At 42.7% G+C, this 16334-nt stretch carries 19 protein-coding genes; 7 read left to right on the forward strand and 12 right to left on the reverse strand.

What is annotated here, in order from left to right; translation table 11 throughout:
- Positions 1 to 130: 130 nt before the first annotated feature.
- Complete coding sequence (locus F0228_RS11845) at positions 131 to 1717, forward strand: BCCT family transporter (protein ID WP_171730745.1); 1587 nt, start codon at positions 131 to 133, stop codon at positions 1715 to 1717.
- A 128-nt stretch (positions 1718 to 1845) separates the two neighbouring features.
- Here F0228_RS11845 and F0228_RS11850 read toward each other — a convergent pair whose 3' ends face one another.
- Complete coding sequence (locus tag F0228_RS11850; protein WP_004737330.1) at positions 1846 to 2208, reverse strand: RidA family protein; 363 nt, start codon at positions 2206 to 2208, stop codon at positions 1846 to 1848.
- A gap of 110 nt (positions 2209 to 2318) precedes the next feature.
- Positions 2319 to 3083 (reverse strand): PhzF family phenazine biosynthesis protein, encoded by a 765-nt coding sequence (locus F0228_RS11855; protein ID WP_171730785.1) that lies wholly within the window; start codon positions 3081 to 3083, stop codon positions 2319 to 2321.
- 192 nt (positions 3084 to 3275) lie between these two features.
- Here F0228_RS11855 and F0228_RS11860 point away from each other — a divergent pair, with 192 nt between their 5' ends.
- Positions 3276 to 3722 (forward strand): DUF417 family protein, encoded by a 447-nt coding sequence (locus F0228_RS11860; RefSeq protein WP_061030823.1) that lies wholly within the window; start codon positions 3276 to 3278, stop codon positions 3720 to 3722.
- A gap of 168 nt (positions 3723 to 3890) precedes the next feature.
- On the opposite strand, the gene F0228_RS11865 is transcribed toward F0228_RS11860, so the two are convergent.
- From F0228_RS11865 to F0228_RS11910, 10 genes are all read right to left on the reverse strand, one after another.
- Positions 3891 to 4643: an alpha/beta hydrolase gene (locus tag F0228_RS11865; RefSeq protein ID WP_116871463.1), complete on the reverse strand. Its 753-nt coding sequence runs from the start codon at positions 4641 to 4643 to the stop codon at positions 3891 to 3893.
- Between the two features lie 79 nt (positions 4644 to 4722).
- Positions 4723 to 5199 carry a GNAT family N-acetyltransferase gene (locus tag F0228_RS11870; protein WP_105058845.1) on the reverse strand — a complete coding sequence of 159 codons (477 nt, stop codon included), beginning with the start codon at positions 5197 to 5199 and terminating at the stop codon, positions 4723 to 4725.
- Between the two features lie 103 nt (positions 5200 to 5302).
- Complete coding sequence (locus F0228_RS11875) at positions 5303 to 5821, reverse strand: GNAT family N-acetyltransferase (RefSeq protein ID WP_171730746.1); 519 nt, start codon at positions 5819 to 5821, stop codon at positions 5303 to 5305.
- A gap of 90 nt (positions 5822 to 5911) precedes the next feature.
- Complete coding sequence (locus F0228_RS11880) at positions 5912 to 6079, reverse strand: hypothetical protein (protein WP_171730747.1); 168 nt, start codon at positions 6077 to 6079, stop codon at positions 5912 to 5914.
- Positions 6080 to 6173: 94 nt separating this feature from the next.
- On the reverse strand, positions 6174 to 6530 hold the full coding sequence (locus F0228_RS11885) for a hypothetical protein (RefSeq protein WP_105058282.1): 357 nt from the start codon (positions 6528 to 6530) through the stop codon (positions 6174 to 6176).
- 58 nt (positions 6531 to 6588) lie between these two features.
- The gene (locus F0228_RS11890) at positions 6589 to 7242 is read right to left on the reverse strand and encodes a DJ-1/PfpI family protein (protein WP_105058283.1); all 654 of its coding nucleotides are present in this window, start codon (positions 7240 to 7242) and stop codon (positions 6589 to 6591) included.
- A 124-nt stretch (positions 7243 to 7366) separates the two neighbouring features.
- On the reverse strand, positions 7367 to 7822 hold the full coding sequence (locus tag F0228_RS11895; RefSeq protein ID WP_105058284.1) for a GNAT family N-acetyltransferase: 456 nt from the start codon (positions 7820 to 7822) through the stop codon (positions 7367 to 7369).
- 19 nt (positions 7823 to 7841) lie between these two features.
- Positions 7842 to 8192 carry a hypothetical protein gene (locus tag F0228_RS11900; RefSeq protein WP_105058285.1) on the reverse strand — a complete coding sequence of 117 codons (351 nt, stop codon included), beginning with the start codon at positions 8190 to 8192 and terminating at the stop codon, positions 7842 to 7844.
- A 314-nt stretch (positions 8193 to 8506) separates the two neighbouring features.
- Positions 8507 to 9754: a RidA family protein gene (locus F0228_RS11905; protein ID WP_171730748.1), complete on the reverse strand. Its 1248-nt coding sequence runs from the start codon at positions 9752 to 9754 to the stop codon at positions 8507 to 8509.
- A gap of 484 nt (positions 9755 to 10238) precedes the next feature.
- A complete protein-coding gene (locus tag F0228_RS11910) occupies positions 10239 to 11123 on the reverse strand; it encodes an AraC family transcriptional regulator (protein ID WP_105023580.1) in 885 nt (294 codons plus the stop codon).
- A 193-nt stretch (positions 11124 to 11316) separates the two neighbouring features.
- Here F0228_RS11910 and F0228_RS11915 point away from each other — a divergent pair, with 193 nt between their 5' ends.
- The 5 genes from F0228_RS11915 (at position 11317) to F0228_RS11935 (ending at position 16127) form a co-directional block, all read left to right on the forward strand.
- Entirely contained in the window at positions 11317 to 12465 is a 1149-nt protein-coding gene (locus F0228_RS11915; RefSeq protein ID WP_116871457.1) for an iron-containing alcohol dehydrogenase, read from the forward strand.
- 234 nt (positions 12466 to 12699) lie between these two features.
- Entirely contained in the window at positions 12700 to 13446 is a 747-nt protein-coding gene (locus tag F0228_RS11920; RefSeq protein WP_032553986.1) for an amino acid ABC transporter ATP-binding protein, read from the forward strand.
- Entirely contained in the window at positions 13446 to 14243 is a 798-nt protein-coding gene (locus tag F0228_RS11925) for an amino acid ABC transporter permease (protein ID WP_032553985.1), read from the forward strand. Before F0228_RS11920 ends, F0228_RS11925 begins: the two co-directional genes overlap by 1 nt.
- Before the next feature lie 12 nt (positions 14244 to 14255).
- Complete coding sequence (locus F0228_RS11930) at positions 14256 to 15065, forward strand: transporter substrate-binding domain-containing protein (protein WP_061030815.1); 810 nt, start codon at positions 14256 to 14258, stop codon at positions 15063 to 15065.
- Between the two features lie 138 nt (positions 15066 to 15203).
- Complete coding sequence (locus tag F0228_RS11935) at positions 15204 to 16127, forward strand: amino acid ABC transporter permease (RefSeq protein WP_171730749.1); 924 nt, start codon at positions 15204 to 15206, stop codon at positions 16125 to 16127.
- Positions 16128 to 16334 lie beyond the last annotated feature (207 nt).

Genomic DNA, 16334 nt, shown 5'->3' on the forward strand with positions numbered 1-16334 from the left:
TTTCTAAATTTGCCCACTTTTTCTTAACAATTGTGATAGTATCGCGGCTTTTTTTGACGAACCTCACATTTCCAATGCAAGTGTGGGAGAAATACATAGGCTCGAAAGAGCCAAATATAGCGAAGAAATAATGTCCAACTTGACGCAAGTCGCCAACGAAAACATCAACGCAGAATCTACTTCTATTAACTTCACTAAAGCCCAATCTTTGGGTGAAAAACTGGAGCTTGGAAATCCAGTATTTTGGCTAAGTGGGAGCTTTTTAACTCTCTTTGTCATTCTTGCCTTCACCAACACCTCGGTGTTGTCAGAACTTGTAAACATCGGCTTTAGTTACTCAACTAAATGGTTCGGTGCTCTTTGGCAGGTTCTGTTACTACTCAACTTCATCATCGGCTTAGTGCTTGCACTAGGACGCACAGGTCACGTTCGTTTGGGTAAACTTGCCCTTCCAGAAATGACTACCTTCAAATGGATGTCGATTGTCCTATGTACGTTGCTCGCAGGCGGTGGTGTATTTTGGGCAGCAGCAGAACCTATTGCTCACTTCGTTTCTGCTCCGCCTCTATACGGCAACGCTGATCCTCAAGCAATGGCATTCAACGCCCTATCTCAGTCTTTCATGCACTGGGGCTTTCTTGCTTGGGCAATCTTAGGTGGCTTATCCTCTATCGTACTGATGCACCTACACTACGACAAAGGGCTCCCTCTTAAACCTCGTACTCTGCTTTACCCGCTACTGGGCGACAAAGCGATCAATAGCTGGATTGGTAACTTAGTCGACGCATGTAGTATTGTTGCTGTTGCAGCAGGCACTATCGGCCCAATTGGTTTCTTAGGTCTTCAAATCAGTTATGCGCTAAGTGAACTGTTTGGCATCTCAGACAGCTTTGCTACGCAGAGCATCGTTATTCTATTCGCCATCGCCATGTATACCCTATCTGCATTGAGCGGCGTGAACAAAGGCATTCAACTGGTTAGCCGTTACAACATCATCTTGTCTGTATGCCTGATCGGCTACATCCTTCTTGTGGGTCCAACAAGCTTCATCGTTGATGGCTACTTGCAAGGCATGGGTGAAATGATCGATAACTTCATCCCAATGGCGCTTTACCGACAAGATTCAGCGTGGCTAGGTGGTTGGACGGTATTCTTCTGGGGTTGGTTCTTAGGTTATGGCCCAATGATGGCAATCTTTATTGCTCGCATCTCACGTGGCCGAACAATTCGCCAAATGATCGTGTCTATCAGTATCGTTGCTCCGCTAGTAACCTGTTTCTGGTTCAGCATCGTTGGTGGTAGCGGTTTAGCGTTTGAGTTAGAAAACCCTGGCGTAATTTCTAGTGCGTTCGAAGGCTTCAACCTTCCTGCGGTATTACTTGCTATTACTGCGCAACTGCCGTTCCCAACTCTGATTGCAATTCTGTTCCTCATCCTGACCACCACGTTCATCGTAACAACGGGTGACTCAATGACCTACACCATCAGTGTAGTTATGACAGGCACCACAGAGCCAAACGCAGCAGTTCGCACCTTCTGGGGCATCATCATGGGTGCTGTAGCCATTGCGCTTATCTCAATGGGCTCTGGCGGTATTTCTGCGTTGCAGTCGTTCATAGTGATTACTGCCGTTCCTGTGTCATTCATCTTACTACCATGTTTATGGCATGCTCCTAAGATCGCGACACAGATGGCAAAAGAGCAAGGCATCGCTTAATACCAAAGCCAACTAACCTCGGTTTAGTGTTTCGAACAAAAAAGCCACTCAAGTGAATCACCTGAGTGGCTTTGTTTTATCTGCTCGGTACTTGTATCGGCGAAGCTTATTTCTACCGATAGTTCGGCTTATTGAAACTTTTCCCCAGCGGCAACCATGAATGACATTTCAACCAACAGTTCAGGATTTGCCAGTTCAGCTTTCACACATGCGCGGCTAGGCGCACACCCTTCAGGAAACCATGCTTCCCACACTTCATTGAGTGCATCAAAGTTAGCAAAATCCGTTAGGTAAATAGTGACCGACAATACGCGAGATTTATCGCTATCTACCAGGCTCATCATCTCTTCAGCTTGCTCAAAGATTTGTTGAACCTGACTCTTAATGCCCGCAGATGTGTCTGACTCAGCAACTTCAACAAAGCTTGCAATACCATTAAAAACAGTCACATCAGACCAACGCTTGGTCGGGTTAATTCTATGAATCTTCACTTGCTATTCTCTTCTTATTGTTAGGATCTACATCAGGGTAATCTAATCCAAATCCCTAATATTGAAAACAAAAACTAGATCGTGCTATCGGTCTTAGGTTCAACACACTTTCACTGACGGCATTCAACTCTAGCAGAGACGACAATCGAAGAGTTGGCTCCCTTCTCGACTTCAAAATAACCACCAGCACTCGAAAGCTGACGAACTGAGAGTTTGTCTTTTCCTAACTTATCGAACCAATATGGAGCCAGTGAACATTGCGCAGATCCGGTTGCTAAATCCTCTGAAATGCCGATCTTCGGTGCAAAATAACGAAGTACATAACCGTCATCCGAGCTTTGGGCGGTCACCATCACAGCATGCAGGTCATTGATTTTTTTATACTGTTCAAAATCAGGAGCAAAATTCCTTACAGCTTCCTCTGAATCTAAAACCAACACTAAGTCTCTTGTCGAGAATACATCGACAACGGTCTGATTCAATGCCGACAAATCAATTGGAGCATCGCTCCGCTCAACATAAGATTTACCATTCCAGCTTGGCAGTTCCAATCGAGATAATCCGTCTTTTCTAGAAATCACGACCTGTCCATAATCACTGTTTAAAGTAACCTCTTCAAACTTATACCGCTCGATCAAATCAGTACCAGCACCCAAACTACCATGACCACACAGGTTTATCTCACCATCTAATCCAAACCAACGGATGTAGAACTGACTTCCCGATTTCTTCACAAAAGCAGTAATAGGCTGTGCTAGTTGATGTGTTATTTCTAGTAGCTCTGAATCTGCTAACCATTGCTCTAATTCAACAACCCCACAAGGGTTCCCTTTCGCCGACTCTCCACTAAATACATCATATATAAGTGCTTTGATAACTTATCTCCTTGTACCGTCGTATTAAGCTCTTAATAAAAACTATCATTTCATTTTCTTCAAATAAACCATTGATACATATAACATTGAAATGCCAAGTGTAATGATTCATAAACAGAAGTAATACTCTCACAGTGAAATTAATTTTGCACTAGTGCGGTCATGTGTAGAACTTATTAATGGAGTACTTTTATGCATGTTCAAACCTATGATTTAAAACAAAGCAACTTCGGATACAACCTTGGCGTGATAGGTGTCGCGTTGGTGTTAGCTTGGATTGGAATTTATAAGTTTACGCCTACCGAGGCGATGTTGATTGAGCCTTTAATTGCAAACCACCCAGCAATGAACTGGCTTTACAATTTATTCTCAGTCCAAGCCGTGTCTAATATGGTTGGTGGTGCTGAAATCATTGTCGCGATCGGACTGATGATTGGATTTAAGAAACCGCAAGTCGCATTTTATTCTGGCATTGCTGCGACGGCTATCTTTGTTGTGACACTTAGCTTCCTGATTACAACGCCAAATGCTTGGAAAGTATCGGATGGCATCTTAGTCACTAACTTCTTCCTAGTGAAAGATGTCCTGTTTTTGGCTATCGCGATTAGCGTAATCGAACGTAACAAACCTCAGAAGTAACCGTAAATCTATAAGTGGCCGTAACTAGAAGTAACCTTAAACCTTGAAATAAAAAGACTCGAAGCTGGCTAGAAGGACGCTGCCAGCTTCTTATATATAAGTCGATAATCGATTAAGTCGGTCGTCTATTCCGAATACAGATATCAAGCCCTAATGAATTAGATGTTTCTACTCAATTTTTACTCTCAACTCTTCGCACTCTAATCCATCCAAAAAGCCAACAATAATGTCATTCGTACTTTGCTTCGCGAGATTAGAGCCATAATCACTTAAATCCATATGCTTAGAGTCTGGAATCTCAACAACACAACTACCATATTGCTTTTGCTCTGATTCAGTCGGTAGTACACCCTCTTTGGTAGGATATTCAGTTGCTCGAATGGAAAGCACTCGGATATTTTCACTTTTGGGTAAAGTGACTCGTTTGTGGTCGAGCGTAATTAACTGAGAAACATAACTTTTATTTTCGTTACTCAACCATGTAGAAATGTCGCCTCCGTTCGAATGCCCGACTAAGGTTAACTTGTCAAAATCATAAGCAGGGAAACGACTCGCTAGCTCATGTTGGAGGACATTGAGAGTCTTTGCCCCTCGCGTCCAATTCTCAATTCTTGTCTCATACAAGTCACCAGTCTTCGATAAAGGAGGATCACTTGGTAGTTCGTGATCGACATAAATGGTCATGTAACCCCTATCGTTGAGCATTTCTCCAACAAAACTATATTTGGTGAATGGAACTCGATTACCAGCACTAATAAAAGCCACGTCACACTGCTCTGTCGTTGTGCAACTTTCAGAGTCCTGAGGTAAAACAATCTCTACAGGTATATGGCGATCTCTTTCCGAGTCAACAATAACCATCGATTCCGCCGACGTAGGCAAAGACAGAACACCTAAGATAGCGCCCATTAAATATTTCACATAACACCTTGTAATACTTATAAAGTTAATAGGTTAGAATCAAGATATATGTCCCAAACCTCTACCTCATCATTAGGTTTTACTCTTCAATACCATCATGATTGAAACATTGTCTTGTTACCAAGCCCCACTTTTCGTCTTGGTACTGGTCTTCCACATATTTACCTGAGGTGTAGTCATTAACGACTTCTCTCCAGAACTTAACAGCATGATCTGCGCCCAATACTTGCTTAATCTCCCAACTGCCTTTTAGGTGTTCAAACAGTTCAGAGATAAACTGCTTCCCGACTTTATTTTTTCGAAAATAAGGCACCACATAGAAATCACAAATCTCAAACTCGTTTGGCGCTTTGGTTTCAATGGCGGTTAATGCAGCAGGAACTCCATCAATGTAGAGTAAATAACCCGTTACGGCATCACCAAGCGTCGGGTAAATCTCAAACAAGCCATACTCGTCTGGTTTGTCTCCGATAATCTTTGAAAACTCAGCCGCGTAGCCCTGATATAAATTCGCGTATACCTGCTGATTACCACTATAGACTGTCACAATGTTCATAAACTGACCTCTGTATTGTTTCGCACCACAATGGTGTGAGCTCATCTTTCCGAGCCTATTATCTCATTGATTATAGGAAAAATAATAGATATCAAATACCCACTTACACGGATATTGCCTGGCGGTAATAGTTGGCATTCTGTTGTTGTCCTTTGAATACTGCGTAATTTTGGACACGCTCAACTAGCTCGAAACCCGTATTTGTTAGTACTTTATTTGAACCGACATTACCTACTAATGCATAAGCATCAATATATTTTAGGGATGAGTGCTTAGACAAGTAGGTTAGCAGCTTTCTGACCGCATTAGAGGCGACACCTTTAGAACCAAAAGCTCGACCAACCCGATAGCCGAGCTCCCCGCTTTCACCATTTTTGCTGATATCGCGAACGTTGATTCTTCCACAAATAACGCCGTTAGCGTCCTTAATTAGCATTGGGATCAACTCACCATTTTGGTATTCCTTGAGGAAGCGCGTAACTTGGTCGGCAACCCCTGAATCAGAATAGAAACTGTCATCCCTAGCAGGAACAAATTGATTAAACCACTCTCTATTTTCGACTTCAAATTCGAAAAGAGGACCAACATCACTTGGTTGAAGTAAGTGTATAGATATATCCATAAATAACTCTACAAGGCTCCCTTAAAGTACTGTTTTTCAGATTTCGAACTCTCTGTGTTTCTATCTAGGTTGATGGGAGTTAACCATCGCTCAGAGTATTGGCGTGACCAAAAGCAATCCCATTACCGCCATAGATAACAAAGCACCACTGAAAAAACTCGGTGTATGAAATGGTCGAACTTTTGATTTAACGACCTCTCTCTCAATCGCTTCTTGGTAAGTTTTAACGGAGAGTTCCTTAACGTAATTACTTTGCATAATAAGCTCCTTCTGAATAACTAAGAGAAGCTTAAGACTTGAAGTTAGGTTGAGGTAAAGCGAAAAATCATGTTAATTCACATCGTTAAACGAGTTACTCCAAAATCACCCTAAAAATGTCGTTGTTCACGCCACCCACATCTACTAACTCTCCAGTTTTCATATGAATTGACGTGTTTAATTGTCGAGTCGAACGTGGCTCTTTCGTTTCTCGAATCACAAGCATATCGACCAAGTAGCCAGAGTCTTGCTTTCGTACTAAGCCCGAAAAAGTCACACTTTCAGCCCTATCGGCGAGTACTGAATTAAATGTTTTATCTTCTAATACGCCTGCGGAGATGGATGTCTCGCCATAAAACAACGTGATACTTGTTGGGTCAGGTTGTATAGCTTCATTGGACGCGCAGCCCATTAGAGCTAGGCACAACATTAAAATAATTCGAAATTGCATAAACTTGTTTTTCGTTCTCTCGTTAAACGCTTTTTTGTAAAAATACCATGACGATGATTCAAACCACTGCGCCTTTCAGCTCAGCTTCTAGTGATTTATTGTGTAAGTTGTCAGCCTCTGCGGACTGGATGGTTCCAGAGATAAGGTCTTCGAAGAGATCTAACTGCCCTGCGGGGATGAGTTGATTTTGTATCGCCCTACGTTTGTTTGAATCAAATAACCGCTCTGCCACCCAGCCGATTAAGTAGACCAGAGAAAGACACCCACCAGCTGTAGCAATATTGCCTTCGATGACTAAAGGCAGATCTTGAACGTTGCCACCCATTGCTTCTAATGTTGGTTTTGCATGCGGGTTTGTTGTAAGCCTCTTACCTTTAAGTAAACCGAGTTCGTGCAACACAAAAGATCCCGCGCAAATCGACCCGATTAACTGCTCGCTCGGATCCAGCTGTAATGAGTTCATGAACTCCGGCTCTTTCAATGCAGCCGGAATACCGCGATAACCACTTGTGATCAGCACTACATCTTGCTGCGCAACCTCACTCAAATGGCCATCGGTTTTCACCGTCATCCCCAAATGTGAGCGATGCTCAGGCTTGGTTCCAAGAACCTTAACCTCCCAAGAGTCTGTCGTTCTTCCTAATAAGTCATACATCAAGAAGAAGTCTACATCGGTGAAGTCATCAAATAATACGATTCCGACTTTGTACATAATACATGCCCTTGTTGATTACTCTCGATAGATGAGAAGCGTTAATAGTGAAGCGATTCATAGAAAGGTGATATTAACCACCACATACTTGAGGTCAAACTCGAACCACAATTATTTATGGCCCCTAGGTAACAGCGACGAAATTAGACCATTTTCTTTTGACTTCGGGAGTCAACGCTAGAGTAAACTCATAACCTAAGTGATTCTCACGTGTTATTTCAAACCCTAATCGCTTATGAAACTGCACCGACAGTTCATTTAAGCGTAAAACATTGCTTACTAATACCCTTGAATCACGATCTTTCAGTATGTTTACAATGCCACGAAATAGAGCAAGAAAAGCGGCTTTACTTCTGTAGTCTGGGTGCACCACAAACATAGGGACAAACCACTTGCCATCGCCTAAATCACTTAACGTGGTGTAGCCAATTAGCTTATTATGTCGCCGATATTCGACAAGCAGTCCTTGTTCCATCGATTGGGTGCGCGATGCTAAATACACATCTCTATCTATTGGAAAGCCCGCTTCTTTTGAAATTGACTCCAATGTCATCACGTCCAGTTCTAAATATTCTTGCATTACTGCCTCTTACCTGTACTTAAAAGAATTGCAGAACAAAACACGCAATAAACGCCGGTAAGCCAGCAATGAATAACACTAAGCCCGTATGATAATTCATTCGGTAGTGTTCTTGTTGGTCTTTAGCAAAATCGTGCCCGTCGACCATTTTGTAGACTTTGTCTGTAATAGGATCATCTAAGCGCGTTGTTTTGCTATGAACCCCTCCTTCCCACAGAAGTTTTGCCAAAATCCAAATGACTATAACGACAAAAAATAAGAAGTCGACGAGTTGAGTAGAAGCAAAGAAAGGAAAAAACTGCGACAGCACATAAACGACCATTGCAGCCATCAAATTGATAAGCACCACTTTCTTTAACAAATCGAGCAAATGAACCTCCTCCAGAATCTTAGTATCCAGTAACAGGTATTTATAAAATTTAGATTTCTCGGTCAATCAAAAATTATGCGCAAGATTGCACTATATGAAGTGCCGCATGTTTAACAACCTTTATTGCTGATAGGAAGCATTACACCGCTCGTGGTGATGTATTGAGGTGACGCTTACATTCGCGCCCAACTTGTGATGAATTATTCGGTATACAATGTCGTTTGATCGCAGGCCTTCAAACTGAATCAGCTCTAATTCCAAGTTAGGAACTAGAGCCGAAATTTCAACACTGTTATCGATGTATGTAACGATGTTTAAGCAACAATGTCTTGTGGAGGTGTACCTTCGCAGTTAGAAACGACGGCATCAATTTGAATTAAAGCATTCATAGGAATCTTAGAAACCCCAACCACCGTTCTTGCCGGTAAGTCAGCCTTAAAGAATGTCGCATAGACCTCGTTTACCGCGTCAATATCTGAAATATCTTTAAGTTGAATATTGATTTTCACCGTATCGTCTATGCAATGTTCAACACTTTCAATGATCGCCTTAATATTCTTAAGACACTGTTCAGCTTGCTCTTTAATACCACCAGCAACCACTTCATTGGTTTTCGGATCTACAGGAAGTTGACCTGAAATATGATTGTAGTGAGAGAAAGCAACGGTGTGTGAATAAGGCATAAATGGTGCGTCAGCAGTGTTATTTGCTTCAATAACCAGTAAGCAAGTATCCTCTGGTAGTTGTGGCGGTGTGCCATCGCCATGTGAAACCGAGGTATCAATTTGTACTAAAGCGCCCATTGGTAATTCAGATGCCTGTACAACCGTTCGCGCCGGAACATAACTTGGGAAGAACTTGGCACAAGCTTCGTTTACCTTTTCTGCATCTTCGATATCATTTAGGTAAATCGTGGTTTTCACCACATCATTCATAACATGGCCAATGCTTTCTAGAATCATTTTAATGTTTGCTAAACATTGAGTTGTTTGCTCTGTGATTCCACCTGAAACCAACTCACCAGTATTCACATCAATCGGTAATTGAGCCGAAAGATTATTGTAGTGAGAAAAAGCCGCAGTCTGAGTCGATAAAACACTCTGAGGGGCTTTATCCGTGTTTCTTGATACCTTAACTAACGCACATGGTGCCTGTGGTGTTGTACCTTCACCATTTGAGATAAGAGCGTCCATTTGAACTAGCACATCGCTCATTGGTAGAGCGGCAACACCAACCACAGTGCGTGTCGGAAGGCTATTACTAAAGAAGCCCTTATAAACTTCATCGATAGCTTCCATATCGGAAATGTTCTTAACGAAGATATTAATTTTCACCACATCATCCATTACATGGTCGATGCTTTCAACAATCGCTTTAATATTATTCAAACATTGCATTGCTTGATCTTTAATATCACCGATGACTATTTCACCTGTTTTAGGGTCAATAGGTAATTGAGCAGAAAAGTTATTATAATGAGAAAAAGCAACTGTTTGTGTAGATACATTGTTTAGCGGAGCATTTTCAGTATTTCTTGAAATTTTAATGATATCGCTACTCATCGGTGTGATCCTTTTAATAGAATAAGAATACGTATTTATATTGAACAATCGTATTGGAATGAATAATTAAAGTAGCGCCATGTTAGGTGAATAACTTTGGGTTGAACGTGACATGCATCAGACTATCACTCAACTAATATTCATTGACTTATGGGATAATTAGTCATCGAAAGACTAATTATCCACGTAACTTAGGTTGGAGGACTACTCATCTCTCTCTATTTTTAAGTATATCCAACAATATTGAATACTTTCCCACAAAATATGATGGGTAACTTTTAAAATTTAGATCGTGTTTGTTAACTTGTTCACACTAAAATACCCTTAACCGATAAGTTTTATAAGTTACGGGCTTATATCCATGCATAAATGTTTAGGCTATCTAACTAATTATTTTAAATAACGTGTTTTATATGGTCACGTTAATAATATGTTTAATAAAAACACCACCTGTTTCAGAATATAGATTTTCGAGGAAGGAAAACTATACAGCTCTTGGTGTTGTATTAAAGTGACGCTTAAATTCTCTGCTGAATTGAGATGGACTGGAATAGCCAACTCGGCGTGCGGCATCACTGATTCGCAGACCTTCTAACTGGATCAGTTCTTTGGCTTTGTTGAGCCTTACCTTCTTCAAATATTGGAGTGGTGACTCGAAAGTTACGTTGCGGAAAGCATTATGGAAAGCAGACACACTCATATTCGCTTCATCGGCTAGCGATTGAACAGTAATGGTTTGGTCATACTCTTCATGCACTTTAGACAATGCTTTGGCGACGCGTGCGTAATGGCCATCATGATGGGCTAAATCAAAGAGTACGCGGCCTTCAGAGCCTGTTAAAGCGCGATAAACAATCTCCGTCACCATTGCATCACCCAAGATGTTGGCTTCAATATCGCAATGCAGTGTCTTCGCCAACCTAGTGAAACTCTCTAGCATCGCCGTTTCCATTCGAGTGGACTCTAAGCCACTCGAATTCTGTTTGTGCTTGTTACAGTAACTCTCCAGAAAACCTTGCTCTTCGAGCTTTTTCACTAAGCTATGTAAACGCTGAGAATCTATGTTGATCGACAAACCCAATAACGGCTCACCATCAACCGGTAACGCTTCACATTCCAGTGGCATTGGCACCCCCACCACAAGGTAATCACCAGCCGCGTAAGTCACGGGCCTGTCGCCTATGTAGATATTCTTTTTACCCTGTCCAAGCATGATGATACCTGACTGATAAGTGAATGGTTGGCGCTGATTCCCACCACTACTGCGATACAACCACACACCCTCAATCTCTGTTTCTCTGATCCCTTCAAGATCATCCCAACCTTTAAGTTCAACGTAAGATTGCAGTAACTGAGCGAGTGTATTCATAACAGGTGATGTTCCATTCAAAGGGTGATGTTGGTTTGCACAAAAGCCCAAAGAGAATATCAATTATGTAGAAATAGGCAATTAGTTTGGAGAAATTGACCTTCACCCCCCTAATTCCGTGTACTAATATGCAAATATAGAAATTGAGCACTACAACAAAATAAAAATTTTAGCTTTACACAAGGAACTGACGATGCAATTTACCTATGTTAACCCTACTGTTATTCACTTCGGCCAAGGCCAAATCAACGCTATCAGCCAAGCCGTTGATACTTCAAAGAAAGCGCTTGTCATCTACGGTGGCGGTTCAATCAAAAGCAACGGTGTTTACGACCAAGTAGTCGCAGCTCTTAAAGATCACGCTTGGATTGAGTTTTCTGGTGTTGAAGCAAACCCAACCAAAGAAACATTAGACAAAGCAGTCGCTATCGTTAAAGAAGAAAACGTAGAATTCATTATCGCTGTTGGCGGTGGTTCAGTAATCGATGGTTCGAAATACGTTGCAGCAGCAGCGAAATACGACGGTGACGGTTGGGACATCCTAACAGGCAAGCACCAAGTCACCGAAGCAACGCCAATCGGTGCGGTACTGACGCTTCCTGCCACAGGTTCTGAATCAAACATGGGCGCAGTAATCACTCGTAAAGCGACTCAAGAGAAGCTGGCTTTCCTTAACCCTGCGGTCCAACCTAAGTTTGCAGTTATGGACCCAGATGTCATGAAGTCTCTACCAGAGCGCCAATTGGTGAATGGTCTGGTTGATGCTTGGGTTCACGTGTGTGAGCAATACATCACTATGCCTGCTAACGCGATGGTTCAAGACGGATACGCAGAAACATTGCTGAAAAACCTTCTTGTACTGGGTAAACAATACGACGAGCGTGACAATGACACATGGCGTGCAAACCTAATGTGGACGGCTAACCAAGCGCTAAACGGTCTTATTGGTACTGGCGTTCCTCAAGATTGGGCAACGCACATGATTGGTCATGAGTTCACTGCATTGTGGCATGTCGACCACGCGCGTTCTCTAGCTATCGTTCAACCTTCACTGCTTCGTAACCAGATTGAAGCGAAACGCACTAAGCTAGAGCAGATGGGGCGTAACGTATTTGGCCTAGAAGCGGGCGCAGATTTAGCAGAGCGCACTATCGACGCTATCGAAGCCTTCTATCACAGCCTTGACGTAGCAACCATGTTTGATGGCTACGAGGCGAATAAAGAAACGGCTATCGACAATGTGATTGCACAGCTAGAATCACACGGCTACCTACAACTTGGTGAGAACCAAGCGATCACGCTAGAGAAAACTCGCGAGATTCTAGAGTCTGCAATCCATTAATGGTTAAAATTAAAGCAAAGAAATCAGGTTTTTAAATAAAATCGCGATAATTTAAAAATTTATGTAGCGAAACTGAACCAAATTCTTTGACCTTGCGTATACCCTCAAGCAGCGTCCTAATCCGGCGCTGCTTTTTATTTGCCCTACAAGATGCTATTAAATTCTCATAAGTTCCTAATTTTATGTGCAATCATATTTCTATATTGTTAAGGTAAACCTGTCTCTTTACTAGGTATGAACAACGATTTGAACAATCTTAAGGAAATGGTTAAGTTTAAGTCACTTAACAAGTGGTATGGTGATTTTCATGCCCTAAAGGATATCGATCTTAATATTGAACAGGGAGAGATTGTGGTGATTTGCGGACCATCTGGTTCTGGTAAATCCACTCTTATCCGCTGTATCAATCAGCTAGAACCGTTCGAAAGTGGCGAACTTTCCGTGTTAGAACAGTCACTTCCCTGCAAGTTCAACACACCAGGCCAAGTTGGAATGGTGTTTCAGCACTTCCATTTATTCCCTCATCTTACTGTGCTCGAAAACCTGACTCTGTCTCCTATTCGCACGCTCAAAAAAAGCAAAGAAGAAGCAGAGAAAACCGCCATGCATTATCTCGAGTGTGTACACATCGCAGAGCAAGCGAATAAGTACCCGGCTCAGCTTTCAGGTGGCCAACAACAACGTGTAGCAATTGCGCGCTCTCTTTGTATGAAGCCAGAACTACTACTATTTGATGAACCGACATCTGCCCTTGATCCGGAAATGATCAATGAAGTACTGGATGTAATGGTCGAACTGGCAAGTGAAGGCATTACCATGGTGTGCGTGACACACGAAATGGGCTTTGCAAAACGCGTTGCCGACCGAGTCATCTTTATGGACGAGGGACAGATCGTGGAATCAAATACACCACAAAGTCTGTTCGAAAATCCTCAACACGAACGTACTCAAGCGTTCCTAAATCAGATTCTGACTTACTGATGCTGCTGAAGATAGTGAAACCCGCCCTCTCTGCCTTGGTACAAATTGTGGTGCTTGCGGCAGCCGTTGTTTGGATCCTCGATTCTGGTGCTCAGGCGATGGGATACAGCTGGCAATGGGATCGAGTACCTGACTACATCGCTTTCTATGAAGATGGTGAATGGTGGCCTGCAGAATTGATGGAAGGACTACTCGTTACCATCAATATCTCTCTTATTTCTTTAGTTGCAACGCTGGTGATTGGCTTAACCACAGCCCTATTGCGAAACTCCAATTCAGTGGTTGGTCGCACCCTCGCTACCAGCTATGTGGAATTGATTCGTAATACACCATTGTTGGTACAAATTTACCTGCTCTATTTTGTATTCGGCCCTGTAATCGGTCTGGATCGCTTTAGCACAGCTGTTTTAGCTTTGGCACTTTTTCAAGGGGCATACACCGCTGAGATATTTCGTGCTGGGTTAAATAGTATTTCTAAAGGACAATTTGAAGCTGCTCAATCTTTGGGCTTATCAAAGACCTATACTTATTGGGATGTGATTCTTCCTCAAGTGGTGCAACGTACGCTGCCACCTCTTACCAACGAAGTGATCTCCCTTATCAAAAACTCTTCGATTGTGAGTGTCATGGCTATTTTCGACCTGACAACCGAGGCCAGAAACATTGTTTCTGAAACTGCGATGCCATTTGAGATCTGGTTCTCTGTGGCGATCATTTATCTTGCACTTACACTTTCACTTTCTGCCGTTGCAGCTTGGCTTGAGCATAAGCTCGGAGCCAACTGGCGAACACAATAAGGATTTATCAGCATGAAGCTATTTAAAACCGCTATCACTGCTTTACTTGCGCTTGCCGTAAGTTTGCCTGCACTTGCGTCTGAAACGCCTAACTTAGACAAAATCAACGATCGTGGTTCCCTACGTGTTGGCATGTCGACTTTTGTTCCTTGGGCAATGCGTAACAAACAAGGCGACCTTGTCGGCTTTGAAATCGATGTGGCAAAACGCCTTGCTGAAGATTCAGGCTGGAAAGTTGAATTTGTACCGACAGCATGGGATGGCATTATCCCTTCACTGTTATCGAATAAGTTTGACGTAATCATTGGCGGTATGTCGATCACTGAAGCGCGCGCTAAGAGTGTTCTTTTTACTGAACCATACTCTCACTCTGGTGTTCAACTGGCGGCTAACAAAGAGCTAGCAGAAGGCTTCAGCAAGATTTCTGATTTTGACTCTCGCCGAGTGAAAATTGCAGCTCGTCGTGGTGCCTTCACAGTTCAAGTGGCTCGTGAAACCTTCCCGAAAGCGAAAGTACTTCAGTTCGATGACGACGCTCAAGCTTTCCAAGAAGTACTAAACGGCAATGCACACGCGGTTATCGCTTCAAGCCCTAAGCCAGAGCACGAAGCGATCAAGAACGCTGACACGCTATTCATTCCATTTGATGAACGTCTATCAAAAGGTAACGAGGCATTTGCTGTTCGCCTAGGTGAAACGGACAAAGCTGAGTTCTTCAACGAGTGGATCAAAGCTCGTACTGAAGACGGTTGGTTGAAAGAGCGTTACGAGTACTGGTTCTCTACTCTAGATTGGCAAGACCAGATTGCTCAAGGTCAGTAATTGATAGCTAATTAGACGCTAAATAACCAATCAAGGCAGTACCTTGCTGGTACTGCCTTTTAAGAAACACCCGAGATAGCTATAAACTCATAGCCACTCTCACAGCATATTAATTATCATTGTTTAAACAGGAATGACGTGAGTAGTACTAGCGCATTATCAACGCCCAAGCCCAACCTTCACACCAAGCCTTGGTATCAACGCCTCAATCTATTAGATGGAGTGTTGTTTTCCATCATTTGTGCGTTCGCAGGTTGGCTTTATTATCGCTCTGCTGTCGGCATTAACTATCAGTGGCGATGGGAAGACGCGTTCACGTTAATCTTTATTCCACCTTCTCAAGGCAATATTCCATATTTCTTCCAAGGCTTGGTCGCAACATTGCGTTTGAGCTTATGGAGCATGGTGTTAGCGCTCTCTTTCGGCACACTGTTAGGAGTAGCAAGACACTCTAAGATCGCTTTATTCAAAACACCGGCGCTGCTTTTCATCCAATTGGTTCGAAATATTCCACCACTGGTTTTTGTGTTTATCTTTTACTTTTTTGTCTCTAACCAACTGATTCCTTTACTTGGTTTAGAAACCCTTTTGCGTGAACACAATGGCGACATCAACCAACTGCAAGCTTTTCTATTTGGCCCTGCCAACCTTTGGGAAAACTTAGCTTCTGGCGTTATCTGTATTGGTTTGCTCTCTTCGGCGTATATCGCTGAAGTGATTCGCGCTGGCTTGGAAAGCATTCCGAAAGGGCAATGGGAAGCTGCGGACTCACTTGGTTTGTCCGTCTTCTCAAAATATCGATATGTGGTTGGTCCGCAGGTATTAACCGCGATTACCCCACCTTTGGCTGGCCAAGCAATTTCGTTGGTAAAAGATACATCGATTGTCTCTCTGATTTCGATTCAAGAAATGACCTTCATTGGCACCGAGATGGCCAACTCATCCGGTTTGATCTTTGAGATCTGGCTGATTGTCGGCGCGGTTTACTTCGCGTTATGCTTCACTCTCTCGCGCATTTTCAGAACCATAGAGCACCGTTCAAGTGCTTATCTCAACCGCTAATTTGCACTAGTCATTCGGTTGCTTCTGTGGTACTTCAGTAACCTCTGCTTGCCCTTAGCCTATAATATTCATCAGCTTTTCCTGATTGGTTTAACTCATTGACCAATCAGGATTAATCGTTTCAAAACTCTCTTCTAAAGCACAGCAAACCCTTCATTTAAACACTATACTTTGAATACTAAATCCCATCGGATTCTCTCAAAGGTC

The sequence above is a fragment of the Vibrio sp. 99K-1 genome, from assembly GCF_013114585.1.
Taxonomy (GTDB): domain Bacteria; phylum Pseudomonadota; class Gammaproteobacteria; order Enterobacterales; family Vibrionaceae; genus Vibrio; species Vibrio chagasii_B.